Below are 24,844 nucleotides of genomic sequence, written 5' to 3'. Positions count from 1 at the left end.
GTTGATTATTTGCGATCGTTTCTTTTTTTCATAAAGTAAACAATCCCTATGACAACAACTCCTAAGACCAGTACAGGTGCATAGAAATCTAGTGTTCCAATAATTCCTTCCATTTTATCCTCCTGTCAAAAAATAGAGAGTTTTATCCACAGCGCACGTTGGGCGAAGTACATTCATAAGAATGTGTAAACCACCAAGCACAGCGCCCCTGTGCTGTTAATCTAACAGCCGTACGCCACCCTGCAGCAGATTTTCCATCCAATTCTTGGCTATTAATTTCCATAATCCAAAGAATCAATCTCAAAGTTGTCTTGTTTTATTTGTATTTCTCCCGTAAATATAACACCAAATCAAAATGTTGTCAATGTTTTGTAATAAAACACTAGAATTTTCCTTTTGTTTTATCTAACAGCGAACATTATTTGTCGTACACTCATAGAAACAGGTGAAACACAATCCACAGCGGCCTGCTAGTGTCATTTTAAAAGCTGTGTACCACTAGCTTGTAATTTCCCGGAAAGTTCTTGCTTTTCAACCTCAAAACTTAGAGAATCAATCTCTGAACGATTTGTATTTTTAGCCATAAAGTTGCCTCCTTCCTTCTTTTGGATGATCATCTTTACAATAACTAGTATAAACTCTAGTACTGGATAAATAATGAGTAAATCGTGCAAATTTCTTATTTTCGAAGAAAATTTTTATAGTGCCCAATTAAAAAACAGCTAAACAATACCTTGCTCAGCTACTTTTTTAACTTATTTACTAAATGATTTAGAAGTTTCTTCTTAACTACTTTACAGAGACTTACACAATGCTCCTGATTTCCCTATCATCTTTGGCGATTCTGACGCAAGTGTGGTACAATAAAAACATGAGAATTCAACAATTACATTATATTATCAAAATCGTCGAAACTGGCTCCATGAATGAGGCAGCCAAGCAACTCTTTATCACTCAACCCAGTCTTTCCAATGCTGTGAGAGATTTGGAAAATGAAATGGGCATTGAAATCTTTATCCGCAATCCCAAGGGCATTACCTTGACCCGTGATGGGATGGAGTTCCTCTCTTATGCCCGTCAGGTTGTCGAGCAGACCCAGCTTCTGGAGGAACGCTATAAAAATCCTGTCGCCCACCGCGAACTCTTTAGCGTTTCGTCTCAGCACTATGCCTTTGTGGTCAATGCCTTTGTCTCTTTGCTCAAGAAAAGCGATATGGAGAAATACGAGCTCTTCCTTCGTGAAACTCGTACTTGGGAGATTATCGATGACGTCAAGAATTTCCGTAGTGAGGTCGGTGTCCTCTTCTTAAACAGCTACAACCGTGACGTTTTAACCAAGATGCTGGATGACAATCACCTGCTGGCTCACCATCTCTTCACAGCCCAGCCCCATATCTTTGTCAGCAAGACCAACCCTCTGGCAAAAAAAGACAAGGTCAAACTATCTGATTTGGAAAACTTCCCTTATCTCAGCTATGACCAAGGGACGCACAACTCCTTCTACTTTTCAGAAGAGATTCTTTCCCAAGAACACCACAAGAAATCCATAGTGGTCAGTGACCGTGCCACCCTCTTTAATCTCTTGATTGGTCTGGATGGATATACCATTGCAACAGGGATTTTGAACAGCAACCTCAACGGAGACAATATCGTTTCTATCCCACTTGATATTCACGACCCTATCGAGCTGGTCTATATCCAACATGAAAAAACTAGCCTTTCTAAGATGGGCGAACGCTTTATCGACTATCTCCTAGAAGAAGTCCAGTTTGATAGTTGAGAATCAATCTAAATCGAATAACCTAAAAACCTCAAGAACTAGTTTTCAACCCTAGTTTTTGAGGTTTTTTCTCTAATAGTAAATCAAAATGATTTTATAAAATCTTATTTTTTAAACCAAAATATAGACAGAATTACAACAAGGATAAGTCCAGCTCCTGCAACAATGCCAAACACTGGAATGTTTCCGAATAGTTTTTGTTCTGGCTTTGTCTCCTCACTACTATCTTGACTTGGTTCCACATCTGTATCGCCTTGTTTCGCTACTTCTTGCTCTGCTTTTTTCTCGATTTTCTTAGGACCATAAGTTGGATTAACAAAAGCTACTTGTTTAGTCGGTTTAGAGTAGTCTTCTGCTCCTTCTTTGACTTGCCATGATACAGAATATAAAGTCCGTCCCTCCAATACCATTCCTAAATCAATTCGCTCACCAGGAGGCAAACCTCCACCTAAACCGATACTAAAAGCAAACGCTTGCCCCTCCTGATTATCTTTTAAGACAATAAATCCATTCTCACTCACTTTTTTAAGACGGGATAATTTCCCTCTAATATCTCCATCTTTAAAGGTTCCAGTGTAGCTTCCATCCTCTCCTAAAATAAGTGATGAAGCTCTACCAGGATTAGTCCCATTATTTGGCTCTTTATTAATCCAAGTACCTACTAATTCGGATGGGAGAGGAATTTCATCTCCAATTTTGGCATCGACAAGGGACTTGGGCATAGGAGGATTAGGATCCATATTATCACCGATAATCGGGAGATTTAGAGAAGTATATTCAATCGTTGAGGTGTCTATTTTTGACTTTCCAGAAAAATCAATACCAAATCCGTCTTTTTCCTTCATATCAAATTCGACTTTTTGAACAAGCTCTGCTTCTTTGTTCTCTTTTGAGAGTTGATACAGCATTGTTACTCCTTGTCCAGAGCCCGAAGTCCATTCACTGATAGCAACACTTCCATCACCAAAAAGGCTAATAGATGTTCGACCTATACTTTGCACCTCTGAGGTACTTTCAATCAGTTTTGTTGGTGTATGTTCATTTAAATAATAGACAGCATACAAACTCCAATTTCTATCATAAGAACGACCAATTAATAATTCATCCGTCCCATTTTTATCAATATCGACCAGTGCATAACCTAGTTGGTATCTAGCTTTGTCTGATAAATTTTTACTATCCCACTTCTCAGCAATTTGTGGCAATAGTTGGTTGTAGTCAGTACTATCGGCTTGGGCTAAATTCACTAATGAAAATAAGCCGCAAAACAAACCCAAACAGGTAATTATTTTTATAATTTTCTTCATATTATTTCTAATTTTAATTTCACCTATATAAATTAATAAACATTATTTTGATGGTAATGGTTATGTGTGTGATAATGATTTTCTTGAACACGTAAATTTCTCAAGTAATCAACTGCTTCTTCTGTATTTCTACGGATTCCATCTAACTGCTGTAATTGTAAAGTTTGAACATAATTGTTGTATCTTAATGCTTGAAGCATTTTCTTAGTATCAATATATTGTTCCCTTTGTAACTGTAGCATTTCTTTCTGATAATTCAACTGTAATTCTTTATATTTTGTATCATCATATAGATTTACTAGTTCCTTCATATTATCAGCTTTGAAATTTTCTAAAGCTCCGATAAAAAACTCTATAGCTTCCATGAAATAATAATCCTTGGGATACCATCCACTACCAAAAGCCACTAGAGCTCCTGCAGCTTCTTGCGTCTCTATTTCACACTGCTTTTGCTCTTCCATAATTTCTTGTTCATATTTAATTTGTCTATCATAATCAGATTGTCTCATACCTGAATTTTTAATAAGTTGTTTATTATCATCATCAATTAGCGTATTAATAAAGTCAACCCATTTAGGATATCAAATCTTACCTAAAATAGAAGTTTATAAAAACAGTCTAGGTTTCTTGTCGTCAAGAAAACATGGAATAAATCTATAAAATGATTAATTCATCGATGTCTAGGAATTATGTTTGGACAGGTTAGAGATGCACAGATTTAGCTCAAAAGATTGATAGTGACTGGAACAGTTTTTTTTAATTGTTATTAGATTTAAAAGCTAAAATAACTCGTTTGGATTTGGCGTTGGATGATTATAATGCTGTTGTTGATTTTGAAAAGATAGAACGTAAATTAAAATCTGGTGATTATCGTTCATCTAAGAAGAGCTACAATGTCATCAAAGAATTTTATTTGATACTTTATTTGTTTATTTTTTTTCTTCTACAATTTTACCATCTGCTTTATCAAAGTTTATTACATTTCCTTTAGAAACTTCAGTAACGAGTAGTTGTGCAGAATTGTAGTCGGATTTGGAACGCCCTGTATTATATCCAGCATAGTATCTATCACGGATTTGTCCATAGGTTAGAGATTTGTAAGTACGATAATCTGCTTTATTTTGGTACCAAGATATTTTTATCTTTTCTTCTGTAGTGTTATTTCCTGACGAATCCGTTTCTACCCTAGCTGTAACTTTATCGATTTCAAAAGTTTTTTTGGATTTTTCCTCAGCTAACTTTCTAACTTCATCGTTGCTTTTACCTACAACTTCATCCATATGAAAATTTACGTCTATTTCGTACCCTTTCAGTTTTCCGCTTTTTGTGATATAGACGTATTCTATATTTTCATCTTTTCCAGGTAGGTCATCATCATTAGAATCGTGCACAAGATAGAAAACTCTCTCTTGATTTTCGTTCATTAATTGAGTGATACCTTTTCCTTTTGTATTCATAGATGATGAACAAGCTGCTAAACCGACACTAGAAAGTAGTGCGCCTAAGATAAGTAAAGTATTTCTTTTTTTCATAAGAGACTCCTAAATATTATTTATTTTTCCATAAAAGTATAACAGTTATTGTACAAATATTGTTATGATTTTTTATTAATTCCAAAACTTCCACCATTTTTTAGATGTTTCTATTAGTTTAGTATCACGATTATAGATTATTTGCTGAAGATTGGATATCTGCATATCTTTGCCTCATCATTTTCTCTATTTTGTTAGATAAATTACTTTCTAATAATACTGATTTCTCTTCCACTTCATTCTCCATCATTATTCCTGTTTTCTAATTTACTAAAGCCCCTGCTATTACTATCACATTCATCCCAACTACTACTGAAATGAAATGATTTAATTCATTTTTTCACTAGTAGCTTTATCACCTTTTATAATCATTATTGCCGCAAAAATATTTATCAAAGCACAGATAAAATATAGAATAGCTCCGTAACCTAATTGTGCTCTACCAACTATTTCTTTCAAGAATGTAAAATGAATAAACAAACTAAATGCACTTAATAAAATAATAACAAGTGACTGAATAATTGCTATCACTCTTCTATTTACTATAAATAAAGATAATAATAAAGTGATTACAAATGCACCGTACCAAACAATAAATACCATAAATTGGGAAGGCGCATTTAGATAATCAACTACGTACTCACTTACCGGAGCTACTGATTGATTACCTGATGAAACAACAGGTAATAAGAAAGTAATCAGTCCTACTAAACTAGCTAGAGTTATTAATTTTTTAAATTTCATTCATATTCTCCTTTTATACAATTTCTTACCCCAGTAACTTTTAGGGTACTGAGGTAAGATTTTAATGTGTAGTCTATTTTACTCGGTTAAAGGTTTGATCTGGCTCTTGAAGATAAAGTTCCTTATCTTTTAACATATATTTTGTTTTTCCTAAATCTCTTCCTTTAGTGTCTGTGATTGTCAATTCTTTCTTTTGTTTATCAATTTTCACTAATCTTGTTTCTTTGTCTCCGTCTGAATCTTCAGAGATGACAGTCCCAGCATTTCCTTTAATCACCATGATTAAATGATCACGTTTTGTTAAAATTTCATAAGTTCCATCTAAGGGATCACTGGTTAATTTGCGAACTCCAAAGAACAGAACAAGAAAGATAGCTAGGCTTATTCCGATAGATTGTAAAGGCTTTGTTTCAAATAGTTTTTTAATCTTTTCAATGAGACCATTCATATCTAGATTTTCGATTTGTTGTCCAGCTTTATCTACAAAAGCTGATGCCTCTTTTTTGATTGCTTCTACTCTATCAGTCTTCTCTTTAACTACTTCATTAATTGATTCTTCCATTCTTTCCGTAGTCTCTTCGACTTTTTCTACGGTCACTTCTTCGTTCGTTTGGTTTTCATGTTTTTCCATTATTTTCTCTTTTCTCCCTGTTTAAAATAAGTTTTATCTACAGTATAGATTATTTTCTTATTTCACCCACTTACCTGAGCCATCTACTTGGTAGCCATCTGGGGTACGTTCGTTGACTGCCATCTTACCATTTGACTTGAGATAGTAGTCGCCTACCCATGTGTCACGAGCATAGCTTCCTTCTGATGTTAGATAATAGTAAGATTGATAACTACTATCATAGATCCACTCACTCTTAGCCATTTTACCATCTGATTTGAGGTAGTAACTTCCAGCCCAAGCATTACGCTCATAGCTACCCTCTGCTGTCAAGTAATAGTATGATTTATAGTTATTGTCATAAATCCACTCGCTTTTAGCCATGTAGCCACCTGATTTAAGATAGTAGTTGCCTGACCAAGCATTTTGAACAAAGGTACCTGAAGCATTTAGATAGAAGTAAGAATTGTACTGAACATCAAAAATCCATTGATTCACTACTTTAACACCAGCTTTATAGTAAGAAGAACCTGACCAGCCAGTTTGACCTGAGTTAGAGGTAGAGTTAGAGGTTTGTTTTGGAGTTTCAGTAACGGTTGGTGTCTCTACCTTCTTAATCGGATAGTATTTATATCCAGAGATTTTAAAAACTTCTGAACGTCCGAAGTAACGTTTTCCAAAATCACCTGAACTGTAGATATCTAGATGGTAATTCCCATCTTTTACTGGGAGTATATTAATTCCCTGTCTTATTCTATTACTTCCTCCAAATCTTCCAAAAGTGTGTGAAGAAGCAAGTGCTCCAGTATCTTCATTAACTAAATCAAAATCAAGATATGTATTATCATTAGTTGTAGAATTTCTTTGAAGGTCAACCAATAGTATAGTTACTTCTCCTGTCTCTATCAAGTTGATTTTCAAGGGATTTTGAGTATCTTTTACACTCATATCTGTTAAAGCGTGAACCTCTGTCGGTTTAGAAGCTACATAACCTACTGACAATAAAGCACCGGCTAATAAAGAAGAGGCCAGCATTTTTCTGTTTTTCATAACAAAACTCCTTATATATTTCTATTTTTCTAAAAATTTATGATAACTATCTTGTAACTGTAAAAGTAAATATGATATTTTTCTAGTGTCAATCCTTTAAGTTTTTCCCATTTCATTTTCTCCTTTAATGACTGATAGAATATGATTGAGTGGTAAGTCAATCCTTGTTATACTAGTATAACAAGCCGGCTTTATTAGCTATTCTTTCCCTTATCATACCATAATAGATATTTAAATTTTTCGCTATTTAAACTATAGTTTCAATCTTGTTCATAAAAATAAAAAATAGCATAGAATTCTAGTATTTTGTAACTATAGTTTTCTTTCTCCATTTTTTTCTCTAAATTTTTGTATAATAGTCTTAGAAGTATGTAAGGAGATTATTTATGGAAAATCTATACCCATTTGGAGCTACATTTAAGTACCTGCGCGAAGCACGAGGCCTCAGCCTAAAGGAAGCCGCCTCAGATATCGTATCACCACAGTTCCTAAGTCAATTTGAAAAAGGCGATAAAGGAATTTCACTAGAAAACTTTGCCAAACTGTTAATCGTGATCGGAGTTGAATGGAATGATTTTGTTCTCGCCTATGCAAATAAAGGTGGAGACTGCTTAGAATTACCTGCTATTGAATTTGGAAAACATGTAGTCCATGAAGAAGATATCCTCACTTACATTGAAGAATACGAAAAATTATTTGATATCTATCTAAAAGACAACCCACTTCAAGCGGAGATGATTTTCAAATCTATTAAATTAAGACATTATCCAACCATATCAAAGAGTCCTGAAACTGTTGCTAGAATTCAAAACATTATCAAGCATTTAATGAAATCGGATGTCTTTAATAGTATCGAACTTGAAATTTATCGTGTTATCGTCAATCATTGTCCCATGGAACTCATTGACCATATGACCAAACAATTACTACTTATGTACAAAGAAAGTGCCAACACTGACACCTACATCCGTATTTTAAATGCTCTTACTTTCTCTGCAAAATACTTCTCTGAATTGGGCTACTATCAAAAGGCTGATGATATTATTAAAAAAATTAAATCACTTCAGACCTTCGAACGAGGCTATCTAGCTATTCCCCTCATGTTTCTAGAAGTTGAACATGTTTACAATCAATTTAGATGGAATAAACCTGAGGCTATTCCTTTAGCGAAAAATCTATTTAATTATCTTCAAAGCGCAAAATTTATTGATCAGCAATACTACTCTAATTTTATCAATGCCTTCACCTATCACTGCCACGCATTAAATAAGACAGGTATTGATTTGTTCTAATCGTCAAAAAAGTTGCTCCATTTTAGGAACAACTTTTTTATTTATAATTAAAAGTTTCCCCTGCCAACTTATCAGCTAGCTTGGGAAAGAGGGTATAAAACTTATGGGCTAGGTTCAACAACATCGGAAGATTGAGTTCTCGTTTGTTTTTTCCTATAATCTTGACAATCTTTTTAGCCACTGCATCTGGTTCTAGCAGGAAGCGTTCAACCGACTTAAGATAGATGCCATCTGGATCGGACTGGTCAAAAAATCCTGTTCGGATTGGTCCTGGATTGATTGTTGTCACATAGACTCCATAGGGCATGAGTTCGAGGCGCAGAGCATTTGAAAAACCAATGGCCGCAAACTTAGTGGCTGTGTAGAGACTAGACTTGCCAGTAGCAATCAAACCTGCCATGCTAACAATATTGATGATATGGCCTTTTCGACTTTCCTTCATTCGAGGCGCAAGGCGACGAGACAGATTCATCAGGGCAAAGGTATTGACCTCAAACATCTGATGAATATCTTGGTCGGAAATCTGGTCAAATTCCTCAAAGATCCCGTAACCAGCGTTGTTTATCAAGACATCAATCTTGCCATAACGAAGATAGAGGTCAGTTACCAGAGTTTCTAAGGCTGAGTCATCGGTAATATCGATTTCAATCAATTCTGCATGGGGATGGTTTCCGTAGAGTTGGGCTAATTTTTCCTTATTTCGGCCAAGCAAGATAAGTTGGTCATTTGGCAAGAGTTTGACCATCTCTTGTGCTAGGCCACCGCTAGCTCCAGTAATGAGAATAGTAGGCATACTTATCCTTTCTGTGACTGCTAGATTTCTACTTCTTCCAAATCCTTGACCACATGCACATTTTCAAAGATACTAGCAGCGTCTTTCTTGAGTTTGCTGATATCTTTTGAGAGGAAACGGGCACTGATATGGTTGAGCAAGAGGCGTTTGGCACCTGCTTCTACCGCTACTTGCGCAGCTTGCATGTTAGTAGAGTGGCCATGGTTACGGGCAATTTTTTCATCACCCTTGCCATAAGTGGACTCATGAACTAGGACATCGGCATTGACAGCCAGACGCACACTGGCATCCGTTTTTCGAGTGTCTCCTAAAATAGTGATAATTTTACCTGGACGTGGAGCTGAGATATAGTCTGCTGCCTTGATTTCAGTTCCATCTTCCAAAACAACATCCTGACCGTTTTTGATTTTCCCAAAAAGTGGGCCAAATGGGACACCAGCAGCCTTGAGTTTTTCAGCATCCAGCGTTCCTTCTAGATCCTTTTGGATAACACGATAGCCAACACAGAAAATAGTGTGGTCCAGCTCCTCTGCATACACCGCGAATTTATCGGTCTCAAGGATTTTTCCTAGAGAATCTTGGTCAAACTCATGAAAATGAATGCGGTAGGGCAAACGAGAACCTGACACACGAAGACTGGTTAAGACAAAGGACTTAATCCCTTGCGGTCCATAGATTTCCAAATCTGTCTGCTCTTCATTGGCTTGAAAGGCACGGCTAGAAAGGAAACCTGGCAAGCCAAAAATGTGGTCTCCGTGCAAGTGAGTGATAAAGATTTTGCTAACCTTGCGTGGTCGAATCGTTGTTTCCAGAATGCGATTTTGCGTTCCTTCTCCACAGTCAAAGAGCCAGACTTCGTTAATCTCGTCCAAGAGCTTCAGGGCGAGACTTGAAACATTGCGGGCTTTAGAGGGCTGACCAGCCCCCGTTCCTAAAAATTGAATATCCATTCGATACTTTCTAATTAATCAATATATAACATGGCTGTGCGGTTTTCCGATCGGAAATAGCGCTTGCCAGAAAAAGCAGTAGCTTCTTGTAATAACTCCTCTTGGCTGTAACCTTTTAGACGCTTGCGACCATCAGCCAAGCTTTCCAAATCAGTTAAAGCTGTTAGACTCTCCATGCTAACAACTTCCTCATCTCCAACAGCCTTCATGTAAATCTTACCAGACTCTTCAAAGACCAGTTGATGGGGGAAAATTTGCGCAATTTCAAAGAGCAAGTCTTCTGAAAGAACCTCTTTATCTTCAGAGAAAATCCGACCCAGACCCTCACTCTCATAACAAAAACCAAAGGATTTACCAGACAGATTAAGCCGAATAAAAGGCTTATTTTCTAGGGTGAAACTTGGCTCAGTATTGTAAAGATTCAGTTCCTGACTGAGTTCCGCAAAATAATCCGTCGCAGCCTCAGGACTTTTTTTCTGATAGAGTTCTGCAAAGTAAGCATTGACCACGCTGGGCGGAGGAGTGATCAGTGCCAACTGCTCTTGCTCTGTTTTACCAGCTAGAAGTTGATCCAGATAGACCTTGTCCAGACTTGTATAGCCCCCATATTTTAGAGCCAACGTTTTAATATCAGTCATAAAATTCTTCTAACCTCCATTTGTTTTTCTCGGAAATGTAGCCTGTAATCACTTCGCCATCCTCCTGATAATCACGTTCTTCCAGAATCGCTACACTTTCTAAATCATGAATCTTATAGGACTTAGAAAAAGGCACGCGCAGGGTAAAAGATTCAAAAATATCCTTGATTTTCTCTAAAAATAGTGCCTGCAAGTTCTCACGACTATCCTCAGACTTGGCAGAAATGAGGGCATAAGGCGTTTGGGTAGGCGTAAAATCCTCCACCAAATCCGCTTTATTATAAAGGGTCAGGCGAGGAATATCTTCCATGTCCAGGTCTTTCATGATGGACAGGACTGTTTTTTCATGCTCCTCATGGTAAGGATTGCTGGCATCGATAACATGAACCAGAAGGTCCACATGCTTGCTTTCTTCCAAGGTTGACTTAAAACTGGACACCAACTCTGTCGGCAAATCTTGGATAAAGCCAACTGTATCTGTCAAAGTTACTTGGAGATTGCCCCCCAGATGGATACTCTTAGTCGTCGCGTCCAGAGTCGCAAAGAGCTCGTCAGCCTCATACTGGGTCTTACTGGTTAAGGTGTTCATGATAGTTGACTTCCCAGCATTGGTATAACCAATCAAACCAATCTTAAAGGTACTTGACTCCAAACGTTTTTCTCTGACAGTCGCCCGATTTTTCTCAACCACCTTGAGCTGGCGCTCGATATCCGTAATTTGGTTTCGAACACTACGACGATTCAGCTCCAGCTGGCTTTCACCAGGTCCACGGGAACCAATTCCCCCTGCCTGACGACTGAGCATAATTCCCTGACCAACCAAGCGAGGCAAGAGATATTTGAGCTGAGCTAGGTGAACTTGGAGCTTCCCTTCATGGCTTCGAGCTCGCATGGCAAAGATATCCAAAATCAACTGCATACGGTCAATGACCTTAACACCCAGAACTTCCTCTAGATTGACATTTTGCCGTGGAGTTAAACGATTGTTGACGATGACAGTGGTAATTTCTTCTGCATCCACCATGAGCGCAATTTCTTCTAGCTTACCAGAGCCGACGAAGGTCTTGGAATCATATTTTTCACGTTTTTGTCTGTAGCTATCTACAACAACTGCCCCAGCTGTCTTAGCTAGACTGGCCAATTCTTCCATGGAGAGGTCAAAATTGTCCATGCCTTGCAATTCCACACCAATCAGCAGAACCCGTTCCTCTTTTTTCTCCGTTTCAATCATCTAAAAACTCCTCTATCTGGCTTAAAATGCGGTCTTGCACACCAGTTTCTCCAATCTGATAAAAGGTGACCTGCATACGATTACGGAACCAGGTCAACTGACGCTTGGCAAAACGGCGGGTCGCCTGTTTGAGACTCTCACTAGCTTCCTCCAAAGTCTGCTCCCCACGAAAATACGGAAAGAGTTCCTTGTAGCCAATGCCCTTGGCTGCCTGCACATCTGGATAATGGGCAAAGAGCCACTTAGCCTCATCCAAAAGCCCAGCCTCAAACATTAGATCTACTCGGCGATTGATACGCTCATAAAGCTGACTGCGCTCATCATCCAAGCAGATAATCAGCGGTTCATATAGACTCTCTTGATTTTCCAAATCCTGACCAAAATGGGCAATTTCCAAGGCACGCATTGCACGACGACGATTAAACTGGGGAATCTCAAGGCCTGCTTGGTCCACCAGATAGGCTAATTCCTCATCTGTATAAGGCTCCAAACTAGCCCGATAGGCCAAAATCTCCTTATGAGGTGTCCCCCCACCCAGGTGGTAACCTTCAAGCAAACTCTGGATATAAAGCCCAGTCCCACCAGCAATAATGGCTAGCTTGCCACGACCATGAATATCCTCAATAGCCATCTTAGCTTCTGAAACAAAATCAAAAGCCGAGTAAGACTCGGTTACCTCTCTAACATCGATTAAATGATGGGGAACAGCTGCCTGCTCTTCTGGACTAGCCTTAGCCGTCCCAATATCTAGACCTCGATAGACTTGCTGGCTATCTCCACTAACCACTTCGCCATTAAAACGCTTGGCCACTTCAATGGCTAGAGCCGTCTTTCCAACTGCAGTCGGTCCAACAATCACAATTATTTTTGTTTTCATCTTTTTTCCTTGAAAAATTCCCATTTTTTCGTTAATATTATTATAACACAAAAAGGTCGGTCAGAAAAATGTGACCTCTTGAAGGGGCTGGCTGATTAAGAAGATAAAGGAGGAAGACTCATGGCTAAAGGATTCGCTAAAGGTCTTGTAACAGGTGTCGCAGGAACTGTCGCTGCAGTCGCAGGTGCAGTATACGCATTTAAAAAGAAAGTGATCGAACCAGAAGAGCAAAAAGCAGCTTTCATCGAAGAAAACCGTAAAAAAGCAGCTCGTCGCCGCGTATCACGTTAAGAAACAAAAGAAGTTGGGATTCATTGTCTCAACTTCTTTTTTCTATTCTTTTAAATAGCTAGGTCAAACTTCAACTGTGGCTTAACAGGGTCATAATCCACCAACTCAAAATCTTCTGCTTTGATATCAAAGAAATTGGTCTTATCTGGCACATTCAAGACCAAACGTGGTTGGCAGTTTGACGGCTCCCGACGAAGCAATTCCTCTGCTTGTTCAAATTGATTATCATAGATATGGAGGTTGTTGATAAAGTAGAAGAACTTCCCAACCTTCCAGCCAAAATGCTTGGCAATCATCATTTGAAGAGCCACGTACTGCATAGCGTTGATATGGTGGGCCACTAGCATGTCGTTAGAACGCTGGGTCAAGGTCGCATCCAGATAGATTTCTCCATCTACACGGCGGACATCAAACATGGTCTGAAAGGCGCAGGGGAGCAGCCCATCTGTCTCCTCAAAAGCTTGGTAATCCCAAAGGGAGATAATGTTTCGACGGTTCCAAGGATTAGCTTCCAACTGCTTGAGAAGCTTATTGATAATATCGTGTTTCTTAACGACTGCCCCGTAACGCTCACCAATAGTTCCCGTATCTCCCACCTCCCAGTCATTCCAGTAGTGAACATTGTACTTGTCATTGAGCACTTCTAGGCTATTAGACTGGTCTTGGTAAATCCAGAGCACTTCCTTGATTGCGGATTTGATGGCAATAGGACGCAAGGTTGTGATTGGAAATTCTCCTTTAGATAAGTCATACTCTGCAAAGGCACCCGTTACGTACTTGGAGTTGGCAACAGTCCCATCCTTGTACTTGGGACGAGCCTGCTCAGAAAAGACTCCATCTTTGAGGATTCGTTCAATATTTTCTTTAAAAATCGTATCTGCTTTTGTCATTTACTCTCACCTCATTTATTGTCCTAACTAGTATAGCATAAAAAAAGAAAGGAGGAAAATCACTCGCTTTAAAGTAGTGTTTTTCTCCTTTTATTATTTTATTGTAATACAAGTGATGCTGCTCCGATAACCCCAGCGTCATTTCCTAGAGTTGCAAGAGCTAATTTTGTTGATGTGCGTACTTGTGGGAAGGTATTTTCGTCATAAACTTTTTGAACACCTTGTAGAAGGAATTCTCCCGCAGCTGACACCCCACCACCGATGACGATGGTTGATGGGTTTAGGATTGATCCGATGTTAGCACAAGCAATTCCCAAGTAACGTGAGAAGTTACGGTAAACGATCAAAGCAAGGTCATCTCCTTCTTTTGCCAAATCAAAGACAGTCTTAGCAGTTACTTCTTCTCCATTATCAATCAAGCGTTTCAAGGCTGCATCGCCTTCGTATTCATCAGCATAGCGACGAGTCAAGTTGACAATCCCTGTTGCTGAAGCAACTGTCTCAAGGCAACCTTTCTTACCGCAAGTACATGCGATTGGTTGGTCAAAGTCAACAGTGATGTGGCCAAGCTCACCTGCTGCACCAGCAACACCATGAAGCAATTTGCCTTCAGCGACGATACCGCCACCAACACCTGTACCAAGTGTCATAAAGACAACATCTGGTTGGTTATCACCAGCACCCATCCAACGTTCACCAAGAGCTGCCACGTTGGCATCATTATCGATGAAGAATGGAATACCCAAGGCTTTTTCAATCTTTTCTTTGATTGGTTGAAGGGTTTTCCAGTTCAAATTGTAGGCACCAATAACAGTCCCCTTTTCACGGTCAACCACACCTGGTGATCCCATTCCAATACCTTGGAAGTCTGCTGCTACCAATCCAAGCAAGTCCAAACGATGTTGAATAGACTCAATCATATCGTCAACGATATGACTTCCCTCATCCAAAATGTTGGTCTTGATAGACCATTTTTCTTGGATTTCTCCTGCCGTTGTCAAGATTGCAAATTTGATAGAAGTTCCACCAAGGTCAATCCCAATAATCTTTTGACTCATCATATTCTCCTTTTTCATTATGAATTAACTGAAAATGCTTACAGTACTAGTATAACAAAATTCACTCATTTATGCAAAGGTTTGCATTAACTTTCTAGATTTTATCCTTACTTATGGTTTCCATAGACCTGAAGCATCTACGTAGTAGCGACCTCCATCAACTCGCTCATTTTTAGCCATTTTACCATCTGATTTCAAATAGTAGTTTCCTTGCCATGCATTGCGAGCATAAGAACCATCTGATTTTAAGTAATACCAGGCTTGGTAAGAAGAATCATAGACCCACTCACCTTGTGCCATTTTACCGTTTGATTTAAGGTAATAAGCTCCTTGCCATGCATTGCGAGCATAAGAACCATCTGATTTCAAATAATACCAAGCTTGATAAGAAGAGTCATAAATCCATTCGCTCTGGGCCATTTGACCATCTTCTTTCAGGTAATAATTTCCCTGCCATGCATTTTTTACTGGATTTCCATTTCCATCAAAGTAATACCAAGCACCATCCTGCTTAACCCAACCACTTGCTGTGGATGAAGTTGTATCAGTTTGAGTTGCCGTTGATTGTTTTGCCTTGAAAGCACCCTTAGGGGCATTTTTCAATTCGCAAGCCACACCATCATGATCGCGGTCTAACTTGGCAGAATAACCAGGTTCTCCCTCGTGAATATCTGCGTATCCATTCGCCCAAGCCTCTTTACAACTAGAAAAATGAATATTTTCTTCTGCTAACACAGGTTGTGAAAACAAGGCTAAAACTGGCAAGCTAGCTAGACTCATTTTTAAAAATAGACGTTTGTTCATTTTTTCTCCCATAATTATGATATCGATTTCAATAGTATTTTATCAAACTTATTTCAGCAATTCAAGGAAACTTCTGGTTATTTCTGCAAACTCTTTTGGTTTTTCCTTATTCAAAACATGAGGGCCGTCTGGGATAATCTGAAATTGGGATTCTGATATTAGTTTATGAATACTTCTCATAGAACTAAGATTCGGTTTATCTTTGCTACCACAAATTAGTAAGGTTGGATAAGGACAAGTTCTTGATATATCTGTTAAATCAAGTGTCTTCAATTCCTCAGAAACTCCGACCATAAGAGCTTTGTTTGCTCCCCGTTTTTCAAAAAAACTTTTTGGAAGTAGTTTAAAAATCATCAACTGGATTTTAAATAAGATATTTCCAGCTAATTTCAGAGGGCAACCTGACAAAACTAAACCTTGAAGATTTGGTAAATCATAACTGGAAAGTTCTAGTGCCAGGGCAGCACCTAAGGACAATCCAACCAAAATAAAAGGTTCTGTCTCTTGAGCTAGATGCTGATAAACTCGCTCTTTAGCTTGTTGATAGTTGCTAACTCCAGAAGGAAATAACTCGATAGCCTCAGAAGGATAATCTGTCAGTAAATCCCGAACTTCTTTCCAAGACTCTGCTGACTGCCCTAAGCCGTGTAAAAATATCAGTTTCATCTACTTCTCCTGTAAGATTAACTCATACAAACCTCTCACGGCATTACAGCCGTAAATAGCTTCTGCTTGGGTTAAATCTGCCAAGGTCAAGACTTTCTCTTCTATCTGTCCTGTTTCTAGTAAATGCTGACGGTAAATTCCTGGCAAGATTCCAAGTCGGATAGATGGTGTGTAGAGTTTCCCAGCGATTTTCAGAACCAAATTTCCGATAGAGGTTTCAAGAAGTTCTCCTCTTTCATTATGGTAAATGATTTCCTGTTTACCTAGACTTAAGTGTGGTCTGTAAGTGGTTTTAAAGTAGGTAAAGGATTGATTCAAATCTGCTCCCTGTAGACAAAGTTTTGCTTGGCAGAAGGACGAACTGAGAGGTTTCAATACTTGGCGATCGACTTCTATCTCTCCAGATTTGCTGAGACTAATTTGCAAACGATAGTCTTGATGAACATCACAAGCCTGACACTCTTCCTTTATCTTTTGTTTCAAGTCTTCTGCATCAAAAGGATATGAAAAATATCGACTTGCTTTTCTCAGTCTTTCTATATGTTGCTCTTCAAACAGCAGTTGTTTTTGACTGATTTTTCCAGTTGTAATCAGTTGGAAGCGAGCTTGTTTACGATAGAGAACTGCTGCCTTTTGATGAACCTCACGGTATTCAGACTCCCAAGTGCTATCCCAAGTAATGCCTCCGCCAACTCCATAGATAGCTTGCCCCTTGTAGAGTTGAATAGTCCGAATGGCCACATTAAAAATCCGTCGTCCATTTGGAAGCAAGAGACCAATGGTTCCACAGTAGACTCCACGCGGTTGTGGCTCCAAGTCCTTTATAATCTCCATAGTCGCAATTTTGGGTGCTCCCGTTATGGAACCACAAGGAAAGAGAGAACGAAAGATTTCAACAAGGTCAACATCCTCTCGCAATTGACTCTTGATGGTCGAAGTCATCTGCCAAACTGTCGAATACTGTTCCACTTGGCACAGACGTTCTACATGCTCACTCCCCACCTCAGAAATACGGTTCATATCATTGCGCAAGAGGTCCACAATCATCATATTTTCAGAGCGATTTTTAGGATCCTGCTCCAACCAACTAGCTTGGACAAGGTCTTCTTGGTTGGTGACCCCACGCTGAGTTGTTCCCTTCATTGGTCGCGTTGTCAACTCACGGTGATTTTGCTCAAAAAAGAGCTCTGGGCTCATGGAAATCACTGCCATCTCGTCATGTTCCACATAGGCATTGTAGCCCGCCTCCTGCTCTACCACCATACGATTGTAGATAGCAAAAGGATCAGCACTTAAGTCCTGCTTGAGTTGGACGGTGTAGTTAACCTGATAGGTATCCCCCTGCCGCAAATGATGGTGAATCTGAGCAATCGCCTTTTCATATTCTGCTTCAGACGTCACTTCCTGCCAATTTGAAGGCAAATCAACCTCATCATAAGTCAGAGGAATAGGGGAGGTCTCCACCCTATCGTGAACAGTAAAATACAGTAAATACTCGTCCAATAAAGGTGCCTTGTGAACTGCTAGTTTCTCTTCAAAAGCGGGTGCAGCCTCGTAGCTAACATAGCCCACCACATAATAGCCCTTCTTTTGGTAGCTTTCCACTTGTGCCAGCAAGTCCGCCACTTCTGCTACATCTCTCGTTTTTAACTCTTTGATAGGCTGAGTGAAGGTGTATCTCTCCCCCAAATCCCTAAAATCAATCACTGTTTTTCTATGCATACCTTAAGTATAGCACAAATTAAGAAAACCCTCATCCGCAAAGCAGATGAGAGATTTCGATTACTTAAAGATTGAAGTTTTAAAGCTGTTTGTTTGTTGAAGAAGTTTTTTGTATAATTTCTCTTTGAGTGTAACTGTATTGTTTGTAGAAACAGATTTGTTTCCATTTTTATCAGTTTTAAGAGTAGCTTTATCTTTATCAACTGCTGCAGCAAATGCATTCTTCAAGTCATCATAACTACTGTATGTAGTACCGTCGATTGTAACAGGGTTAAATCCTGCTTTCGCTTTATCCACAACTTCTTTGAAGTATTCTTTCTTCCAAGCTTCTAGAGAAGTAAATTTACCATCAGAAACTTTCTTAATGATGAAGTCGTCACCTAAAGTAGCGTTACCAGCTTTTTTAGATTCAGCTTTTAACATATTTGAAGCGTAGTTTAGGAAGCCTTTTTCATATCCAAAGTAACCCCACATACGGAAGGTGTTATGTTTGAATGACATTGAGCCAGGAGCTCCTTCACTTGTATTACCACCATAGATACCTGCAGTGATAGGCACTGTTACATAGGCAGTTCCAAATCCAGTTGGGTCATATGTAGCATTACCAGGACCATGTTTTGTCATGAAGTTTTTCTCTACTAAGTCATTAACAGAATTTAAATCATATGCCTTTTCTTCGTCATTCAGATCACGAACTACATCATATTGATTTTTCGTATTCGCTCCGCGTAATTTCTTATCAACTTTCTTAAACCAAGCACTATTTAACTCTTTATCATGTTGGTTCAATACTGCTTCTCCTTCAAGGTAATCCAGAAGCATTAATGTGTCATTAAACCCTTTCATGTAATGATCAATTTCATCACGAGATGCAAGATCATTAGGATTAGTGTTGTACCATTGTTTTCCATCGTTTGGACGTTCGTAGGCCATGTTCAATCCTAGTGCTTTAAAATCACCGTTTGGACTTGTTTCAGCAGGTGATTGCAACATACCTTGTGCAAATGCTTCTAAATCCGTACCTTCACGATGTCCCGAACCTCCTAAATATGCCATACGGTCATTTACGTGAGTTGTTTCATGTGTAAAGGCTGAAATACCAAAGTCACTAATCATATCTGTCACCATGAAGAAAACTTGTTCATCTTCATTTGGTTTTGCATAGACTTTAGCCATCGCTCCCATATTCCAATTAATTTGATGCCATCTATCTGTTGGGCCAAATAACTCACGAATTGGTGTCGCTACCTTCCCATCTGTACCATATCCACGACGATTAGCATCCTTAATACCCGCATAAGCTTGATTATCCCATACAGGTGTAGGAACCATATTTTGACTCTTAAGCAGTCTATCACGAACATTTGGAAGTGCAAGACGTGACCAGAAGTCTAAGTATGTTTGTTGAGCTTTAGCTACATAATTAATACGTTCTTTGAACGCTTCACGTTCAGCTTCTGTATTTTTACCATATTTTTCAAATGAACTATAAGCCATAGTATTATAGGTTGAAATCATAAAGATATGTGCTTTCTTCAAGTTCAATAATGGTAAAATCATACGTGCATGCATATTATTATTTAGACCATCAAAAACACGATGACGTTTATTTTTGAAATCTGGATTTGTTGTTTCTGGTTCTACAACATAAACATTTTTCGCTGAATGGATAAACCAGTCGTTAAGATCTGTATCATTTGTGAAGAGACGCATATTATAATCTAAGAAACTACGTAAATCACCTTTACCAGTATCTCCTGCAATAATTTCACGATATGCATCTTGAGTTCTATCACCCTTCAAGTTCTTTTCTTGCGAACCAATTCGAATTAATCTATCAATAACACTTGGTGTCTTACCATAGAAATCTGGTTTAAACATCATTATATTCTTAATGTTTAAGTCACCATATTCAATACCATAATAACGATTGAGGTAAGTAAGTGCCATCATGATTTTAGCTTTATTATCTTCTACTTTCTTAAGAAGTGCTTTGATGGCTGCCTCATCACCATTTAACTGATGATCTTCATTTTCAACAAGAGCTTTTACTAATTTATCAAGATTTCCTTTTACTTCTGCAAAACTTTCTTCTAAGTATAATGCTCCAACATTACCTGTTATCGCACGAACCTCAGGAGATTCAAGAGTAATTGTATCTAATTTTGCTTTAATATCACTTAGTAATTGAGCACGGTCTTTAACCACCATATTAGGTGTGTAAACGACATCTCCTAAATCTGTAATACCATATTCTTTTACTTGTTCTACGTTTGATGTAGGTTTAGGTGATACAGATTTTTCTTCTTTCGTACCATCAGCATAATGAATCATAATCTTATCAACATCTGATAAATCAGTTACAAATTGTCCATCTTTCATACCTGTAACGGATAATACTTCAGTCGTTAACAATTTAGAACCAGCAGGAATTTTATTCCCTTGATTGATAATCCACTCTTTATTGTAGAACGGTTGAAGTTTTTCAATGTTACGGTATGCAAGCTCACGAGATGCATCATAATCATCAATCGCTTTATACTCTTCTTCTCTATTTAAACTATTATTTAATCGATCTTCAACTGGTTTTGTGCTAGTAAATTTATCAGCAGTGATTCCCATTGCTTCAATTTTCTTATTTGCTTCGTCTTGTGAAACTCCTTTCCATTTATTAGAAAGTTTATAAGATTGAAGCCCTTCACTAACATCATTGACAGTAAAGTTTGTATTTCTTACCCAGTCAGCACCAAAATATTTATCGTCATTTAAATCTTTGGAACCATATAGAATCTCTCCACCATTCTTAACTTTCATCATTGTTACATTGTTTTCAACAAGTCCCCATGACCAGTTAGAATGTACTAATCCACCAACTTCAATCGGTTTTTTAATATCGATAGTTCCTTTAGCAACTGAATTCTTCAAGAATCCTTTTTGCCCAACATCTCGTGGATCTGTACCATGATTTACTTTAGCAATAATTCCACCAAAACGAGCAGCCTCTCCAGTAACATCCGCTTCAACATAGCCCTTATCAACATTACTTCTCCAGTTTTCACTTACTAGACCACCAGCCCAGTTTCCTTTATCACCGGAAATATGAAGTTTACCGATAAAAGCAACATTTGTCATTGTACTTTCATCTAATTTATTCACCATACCCGTAATATCATTTCCAGCAGAAACTTTACCTGTGACTTTAATATTCTCTATATTTCCACGTTTTACAACATTTGCCAATGGGGCAACATTATTTGCCCACGGCATTTCAATATTAACGTTTTCTAGTTGTAAGTCTTTTACTGAACCACCTTCGATGTTCCCAAATAACGGTCTAGTAATATTATGAATCGCAAAGTGATTTCCATCCGTACTTGATAATGTACCCTTGAATACATTTGTTACATAAGATTTTCCTGCTGGTTTAACATTTACCGCATTCAAATCACTACCAATTTTGTAATTTCCTGTTGGATTTTCTTGCATTGCTTTTACAAGCTCATTGAAATCATAATAAACATCATTTTCACGTGTTTTTGGCTTTGCAAAATAATGTGTATAAGTTTCAGTAAAAGTATTATCAGCATTTCTCTGTACTAAATCTGGTGCTGTAGCAGTAACTTTATATAATGTTTTCCCTTCAACTGTTACTTCTTCTATTTTATTTACCGCTAATCTTGTAACTTTATTGTCACGTGTCGTAACCTTCAAATAAAATGGTTTGACATTACTTGGAATAGAGGATAATAAACTACTGTCTGTTTCAATACCAGCATCATCTACACTTATCAAGCTTGTTTCTTGAATATTCTTGATTTCAACTTTTTTAAGGTCTAACTGAATTTGTTTATCTTCTAATTTCTCAGTTTCTTCGCCTTCTCCACGATCATAAACCATTGTAGTAGATAGGGTATAACCTTGATAATATTTCAATTTATCTAAAGTAGCGTTTAAATTATTTTCAGCAACCGTTACTTCTTTAACAAGTTGTCCATCTTTATCTTTTAATGCTAATTTGATGGATTTAATTTCTACACCAGCTGGTTTAGTCAATGTATAACTAGCTGTGGCACTCTTCTTCAAGACATCTTTTTCAGTATTAGCCCACTGTAATGTTGGTTTTTCTATACCTTTTGTACCATTCTTAATAATTTTATCTTGAGGTGCTTGAAGAACTTTTTCTTCTACTGTTGGAGCTTCACTTGTTTTTTCTCCACGAATCGTTTTATAGGTTTCAGTAATTTGTTTCTTACCGTCTACACCTTTTTGAGCAACTTTAGTTGTTCCACGTTTTAAAGTGTCATCATCTTCTGTTTTTGTAGCAAAAGGAATGACTTCTTCTCTTGTTTCAACTACTGTTCCTTCAACTGGTTTTGTCCCTTTTTTAACGACTTTAGGAACAGCAGGAGTTTTCACTTCTGTAGTTGTAGAAAGGACTTTGTCTGTTTCCACACCTTCCACTGTTTCGTAAGTTGTTTTCGTAACTTGAACTCCTTTAGAACCAGGATTTTCAACTACTTCGTCACCCACATATTTTGTATCATCCGGAACTACTTCTGTTGTGAAATCTAATTCACTTTCAATAGACTTCTCAACAGTACCAGTTGTTACTTTATATTCTGGGTTTACTTCTTGTACTGGTGCTTGACCTTCTTGACCAGGTTCTTGTGTTCCTTTTGTTGAAACTGGTTCTTTATATTCTGGAAGTTCTGGCTGTACTAAAGCTTGGCCTTGCTGCTCGCCTTCTTTCACTTCTTGAACACCTTTAGCTTCATGGTATTCTGGATTTTCTGGTTGGGTTAAGGCTTGACCTTCTTGACCCTCCTCTTGAGTTCCTTTTACTTCAACTGGGGATTCTGGTAATTCCGCTTGCGTTAAAGATTGACCTTCCTTACCTGTCTCTTGGGTTCCTTTAGCTACTTGGTGACTTGGTTCAGCTTGTGGTACTGGAGTTGGGGCAGGTTGCACCTCTTTCTTAGTCCCGACTGCAATGACTTGCGACACAGGATTTTGAACAACTTGGTCTTCGATGACTTCTCTAACTTCTTGACCATTGACCATCGATACTTTAGTTACAAGGCGACGCTGACCATTTACTCCGGCTGTGACAATACGAGTCTGTCCTTCTGCTAAATTAGCATCTGGGCTCGTGACCGTTTCAAAAGGAATCTCCACCAAGCTCTCTTCCTGTCTTGTCTGAGGCTTCTCAGAAACTGGTTTTGCTTCAACCGCAGGAGCAATTGGATTCTCTACTACAGGTTTTTCAACGACAGTTTCTGGAGTAACCGCAGGTCTTTCTTGAACGACTTCTGTTTTCTCGATTTCTTTTGAACTTTGCTTTTCTACTGGCAACTGAGGCTGTTCAGCTGAAGCTGGTCTTGATGGATGGAGTTCCGCTTCCTTAAAGTATCCAATGTATTCATAGCCATCAATGTGGATAATCCCTTCAGCCAAGCCGTCATGTGTAGATGCTGAAATAGTTTGGTTATAAGAAAGCAATTCTTTATTTTCAAACGCAAACGTCCCATAAGGTACAAAGGTGCTGGCTCCTAAAGAACCAATCAAGAGAACACCTAGAACCTCTTTGCGACCTTTTTTGGACACCAAAAAGACTGCTAGAGAAGCCGTTGCCAAGCCAAGGCCTGCTAGAGCTAGCTCCTTACTTCCTGTGTAAGGAAGTTGTTGACTGTTAGTTGCCTTTTTACGATAAACTACATAAAGAATATCATCATCTTGAAATTCTGTAGGAACCTCATGATGAATCAGGGCTTTTTCAGACTCGGTCAGTTCCTGCTCCGCCAAATAACGGTAATGAACGCTATAAGCTCCGCCAACTTCATTGGCTTGTACCTTGTCTACTGAAAGGGTACTTGCACCAAAAAGGAAGGCCCCGATGGCTACAGGACCTACCCCAACAGTTAACTTACGAATTGAATATTTGGTAATTTTTTCTAGTTGTTGTTTTGTTTTTCTCATTCTCACGACTTTCTAATAGAATCTTGAGGATAGTGCGCACGCGCACCTCCGATTAATTTGGGACGGCTAGCAAGAGCCGTTACATGGGCATGCCCAATTTCTCTCAAAAGAGGGCGAATCGGAACCTGAACATGCTTGACATGCATGCCAATTGCAGTGTCTCCGATATCCAATCCAGCATGGGCCTTGATAAATTCAACCTCAACTGGATCATGCATAAACTTAAAAGCTGCCAATTGACCTGAACCTCCTGCATGGAGAGTAGGAAGGACACTGACCATTTCCAGACCCAACTGCTCTGCCACCTGACGTTCAACAACGAGAGCCCGATTGACATGTTCACAACCTTGAACAGCTAGATGAATTCCTTTTTCTTCTAGGATATCTAGGATGGTTTTCACAATGATTTCGCCAATTTCTTGGCTGGATTCCTTGCCAATCTGACCACCTATCACTTCACTAGAAGAAAGGCCTAAAACAAAGATGGATCCTTGCTTCAAATTGGCCTTTTCCAATACATCTTCTACAATCTGGCTTGTTTCTCTTTGAATGTCTTTTTCCTTCATACTTGATACCTCTTTTGTCATTATCTATCATATCGTTTTTTCTTATTTTTAGCAAGATAGACAACCT

At 38.4% G+C, this 24,844-nt stretch carries 22 protein-coding genes and 1 pseudogene; 3 read left to right on the top strand and 20 right to left on the bottom strand.

The window, feature by feature from the left end:
* Positions 1-5 precede the first annotated feature (5 nt).
* Together B7703_RS09670 and slmA are read right to left on the bottom strand one after the other, a co-directional pair.
* Positions 6-113: a QVPTGV class sortase B protein-sorting domain-containing protein gene (locus B7703_RS09670; protein ID WP_020901952.1), complete on the bottom strand. Its 108-nt coding sequence runs from the start codon at positions 111-113 to the stop codon at positions 6-8.
* A 29-nt stretch (positions 114-142) separates the two neighbouring features.
* Positions 143-283, bottom strand: a complete 141-nt coding sequence (gene slmA / locus B7703_RS09995; RefSeq protein WP_338322407.1) for a salivaricin M family lantibiotic — start codon at positions 281-283, stop codon at positions 143-145.
* A 588-nt stretch (positions 284-871) separates the two neighbouring features.
* Between slmA and B7703_RS01575 the strand changes: the two genes are divergently transcribed.
* Positions 872-1,780: a LysR family transcriptional regulator gene (locus tag B7703_RS01575; RefSeq protein ID WP_084923424.1), complete on the top strand. Its 909-nt coding sequence runs from the start codon at positions 872-874 to the stop codon at positions 1,778-1,780.
* Positions 1,781-1,884: 104 nt separating this feature from the next.
* Here the strand turns inward: B7703_RS01575 and B7703_RS01570 are convergent, their stop codons facing one another.
* The 6 genes from B7703_RS01570 to B7703_RS01545 all read right to left on the bottom strand — a co-directional run bounded on the left by B7703_RS01570 (position 1,885) and on the right by B7703_RS01545 (position 7,023).
* The gene (locus B7703_RS01570; RefSeq protein WP_084923384.1) at positions 1,885-3,087 is read right to left on the bottom strand and encodes a hypothetical protein; all 1,203 of its coding nucleotides are present in this window, start codon (positions 3,085-3,087) and stop codon (positions 1,885-1,887) included.
* A 32-nt stretch (positions 3,088-3,119) separates the two neighbouring features.
* The gene (locus B7703_RS01565; RefSeq protein ID WP_239822241.1) at positions 3,120-3,596 is read right to left on the bottom strand and encodes a hypothetical protein; all 477 of its coding nucleotides are present in this window, start codon (positions 3,594-3,596) and stop codon (positions 3,120-3,122) included.
* 420 nt (positions 3,597-4,016) lie between these two features.
* Positions 4,017-4,619: a hypothetical protein gene (locus tag B7703_RS01560; protein WP_084923382.1), complete on the bottom strand. Its 603-nt coding sequence runs from the start codon at positions 4,617-4,619 to the stop codon at positions 4,017-4,019.
* 327 nt (positions 4,620-4,946) lie between these two features.
* Positions 4,947-5,363 carry a hypothetical protein gene (locus B7703_RS01555; RefSeq protein WP_084923381.1) on the bottom strand — a complete coding sequence of 139 codons (417 nt, stop codon included), beginning with the start codon at positions 5,361-5,363 and terminating at the stop codon, positions 4,947-4,949.
* A gap of 73 nt (positions 5,364-5,436) precedes the next feature.
* A complete protein-coding gene (locus B7703_RS01550) occupies positions 5,437-5,994 on the bottom strand; it encodes a hypothetical protein (protein ID WP_084923379.1) in 558 nt (185 codons plus the stop codon).
* A gap of 57 nt (positions 5,995-6,051) precedes the next feature.
* The gene (locus B7703_RS01545; RefSeq protein WP_084923378.1) at positions 6,052-7,023 is read right to left on the bottom strand and encodes a PspC-like choline-binding domain-containing protein; all 972 of its coding nucleotides are present in this window, start codon (positions 7,021-7,023) and stop codon (positions 6,052-6,054) included.
* Between the two features lie 386 nt (positions 7,024-7,409).
* Between B7703_RS01545 and B7703_RS01540 the strand changes: the two genes are divergently transcribed.
* On the top strand, positions 7,410-8,315 hold the full coding sequence (locus B7703_RS01540) for a helix-turn-helix domain-containing protein (protein WP_084923376.1): 906 nt from the start codon (positions 7,410-7,412) through the stop codon (positions 8,313-8,315).
* 37 nt (positions 8,316-8,352) lie between these two features.
* Here the strand turns inward: B7703_RS01540 and B7703_RS01535 are convergent, their stop codons facing one another.
* From B7703_RS01535 to miaA, 5 genes are read right to left on the bottom strand one after another with little or no spacing between them, the layout of a single operon-like run.
* Positions 8,353-9,108: an SDR family NAD(P)-dependent oxidoreductase gene (locus tag B7703_RS01535; protein WP_084923375.1), complete on the bottom strand. Its 756-nt coding sequence runs from the start codon at positions 9,106-9,108 to the stop codon at positions 8,353-8,355.
* A 20-nt stretch (positions 9,109-9,128) separates the two neighbouring features.
* On the bottom strand, positions 9,129-10,058 hold the full coding sequence (gene rnz, locus B7703_RS01530; RefSeq protein ID WP_084923373.1) for a ribonuclease Z: 930 nt from the start codon (positions 10,056-10,058) through the stop codon (positions 9,129-9,131).
* 14 nt (positions 10,059-10,072) lie between these two features.
* Positions 10,073-10,696, bottom strand: coding sequence for a cystathionine beta-lyase (locus tag B7703_RS01525; protein WP_084923371.1), 624 nt, complete (start codon positions 10,694-10,696; stop codon positions 10,073-10,075).
* Positions 10,689-11,927 (bottom strand): GTPase HflX, encoded by a 1,239-nt coding sequence (gene hflX, locus B7703_RS01520; RefSeq protein WP_024057897.1) that lies wholly within the window; start codon positions 11,925-11,927, stop codon positions 10,689-10,691. The genes B7703_RS01525 and hflX overlap by 8 nt, the downstream gene beginning before the upstream one ends.
* Positions 11,920-12,804, bottom strand: coding sequence for a tRNA (adenosine(37)-N6)-dimethylallyltransferase MiaA (gene miaA, locus B7703_RS01515; protein ID WP_084923370.1), 885 nt, complete (start codon positions 12,802-12,804; stop codon positions 11,920-11,922). The genes hflX and miaA overlap by 8 nt, the downstream gene beginning before the upstream one ends.
* A 120-nt stretch (positions 12,805-12,924) precedes the next feature.
* Here miaA and B7703_RS01510 point away from each other — a divergent pair, with 120 nt between their 5' ends.
* Entirely contained in the window at positions 12,925-13,095 is a 171-nt protein-coding gene (locus B7703_RS01510) for a DUF3042 family protein (RefSeq protein WP_001051780.1), read from the top strand.
* 50 nt (positions 13,096-13,145) lie between these two features.
* Here the strand turns inward: B7703_RS01510 and B7703_RS01505 are convergent, their stop codons facing one another.
* From B7703_RS01505 to B7703_RS01475, 7 genes and pseudogenes are all read right to left on the bottom strand, one after another.
* Complete coding sequence (locus tag B7703_RS01505; RefSeq protein WP_060627845.1) at positions 13,146-13,985, bottom strand: thymidylate synthase; 840 nt, start codon at positions 13,983-13,985, stop codon at positions 13,146-13,148.
* Positions 13,986-14,083: 98 nt separating this feature from the next.
* On the bottom strand, positions 14,084-15,043 hold the full coding sequence (locus B7703_RS01500) for an ROK family glucokinase (protein ID WP_000078564.1): 960 nt from the start codon (positions 15,041-15,043) through the stop codon (positions 14,084-14,086).
* Positions 15,044-15,160: 117 nt separating this feature from the next.
* Positions 15,161-15,847, bottom strand: a pseudogene (locus B7703_RS01495) (excalibur calcium-binding domain-containing protein); the annotation flags it as partial.
* A 48-nt stretch (positions 15,848-15,895) separates the two neighbouring features.
* Positions 15,896-16,513 (bottom strand): alpha/beta fold hydrolase, encoded by a 618-nt coding sequence (locus B7703_RS01490; protein WP_084923366.1) that lies wholly within the window; start codon positions 16,511-16,513, stop codon positions 15,896-15,898.
* Positions 16,514-18,235: an aminodeoxychorismate synthase component I gene (pabB, locus tag B7703_RS01485; RefSeq protein ID WP_084923364.1), complete on the bottom strand. Its 1,722-nt coding sequence runs from the start codon at positions 18,233-18,235 to the stop codon at positions 16,514-16,516.
* A 60-nt stretch (positions 18,236-18,295) separates the two neighbouring features.
* On the bottom strand, positions 18,296-24,211 hold the full coding sequence (locus tag B7703_RS01480) for a ZmpA/ZmpB/ZmpC family metallo-endopeptidase (RefSeq protein ID WP_084923363.1): 5,916 nt from the start codon (positions 24,209-24,211) through the stop codon (positions 18,296-18,298).
* A 2-nt stretch (positions 24,212-24,213) separates the two neighbouring features.
* Positions 24,214-24,777, bottom strand: a complete 564-nt coding sequence (locus B7703_RS01475) for a TIGR01440 family protein (protein ID WP_192851946.1) — start codon at positions 24,775-24,777, stop codon at positions 24,214-24,216.
* Between the last annotated feature and the right edge of the window lie 67 nt (positions 24,778-24,844).

This window comes from Streptococcus mitis (assembly GCF_002096735.1).
Classification (GTDB): domain Bacteria; phylum Bacillota; class Bacilli; order Lactobacillales; family Streptococcaceae; genus Streptococcus; species Streptococcus mitis_CZ.
Note: the sequence above shows the minus strand (reverse complement) of the source record. Positions and strands in the feature narration are given on the sequence as shown.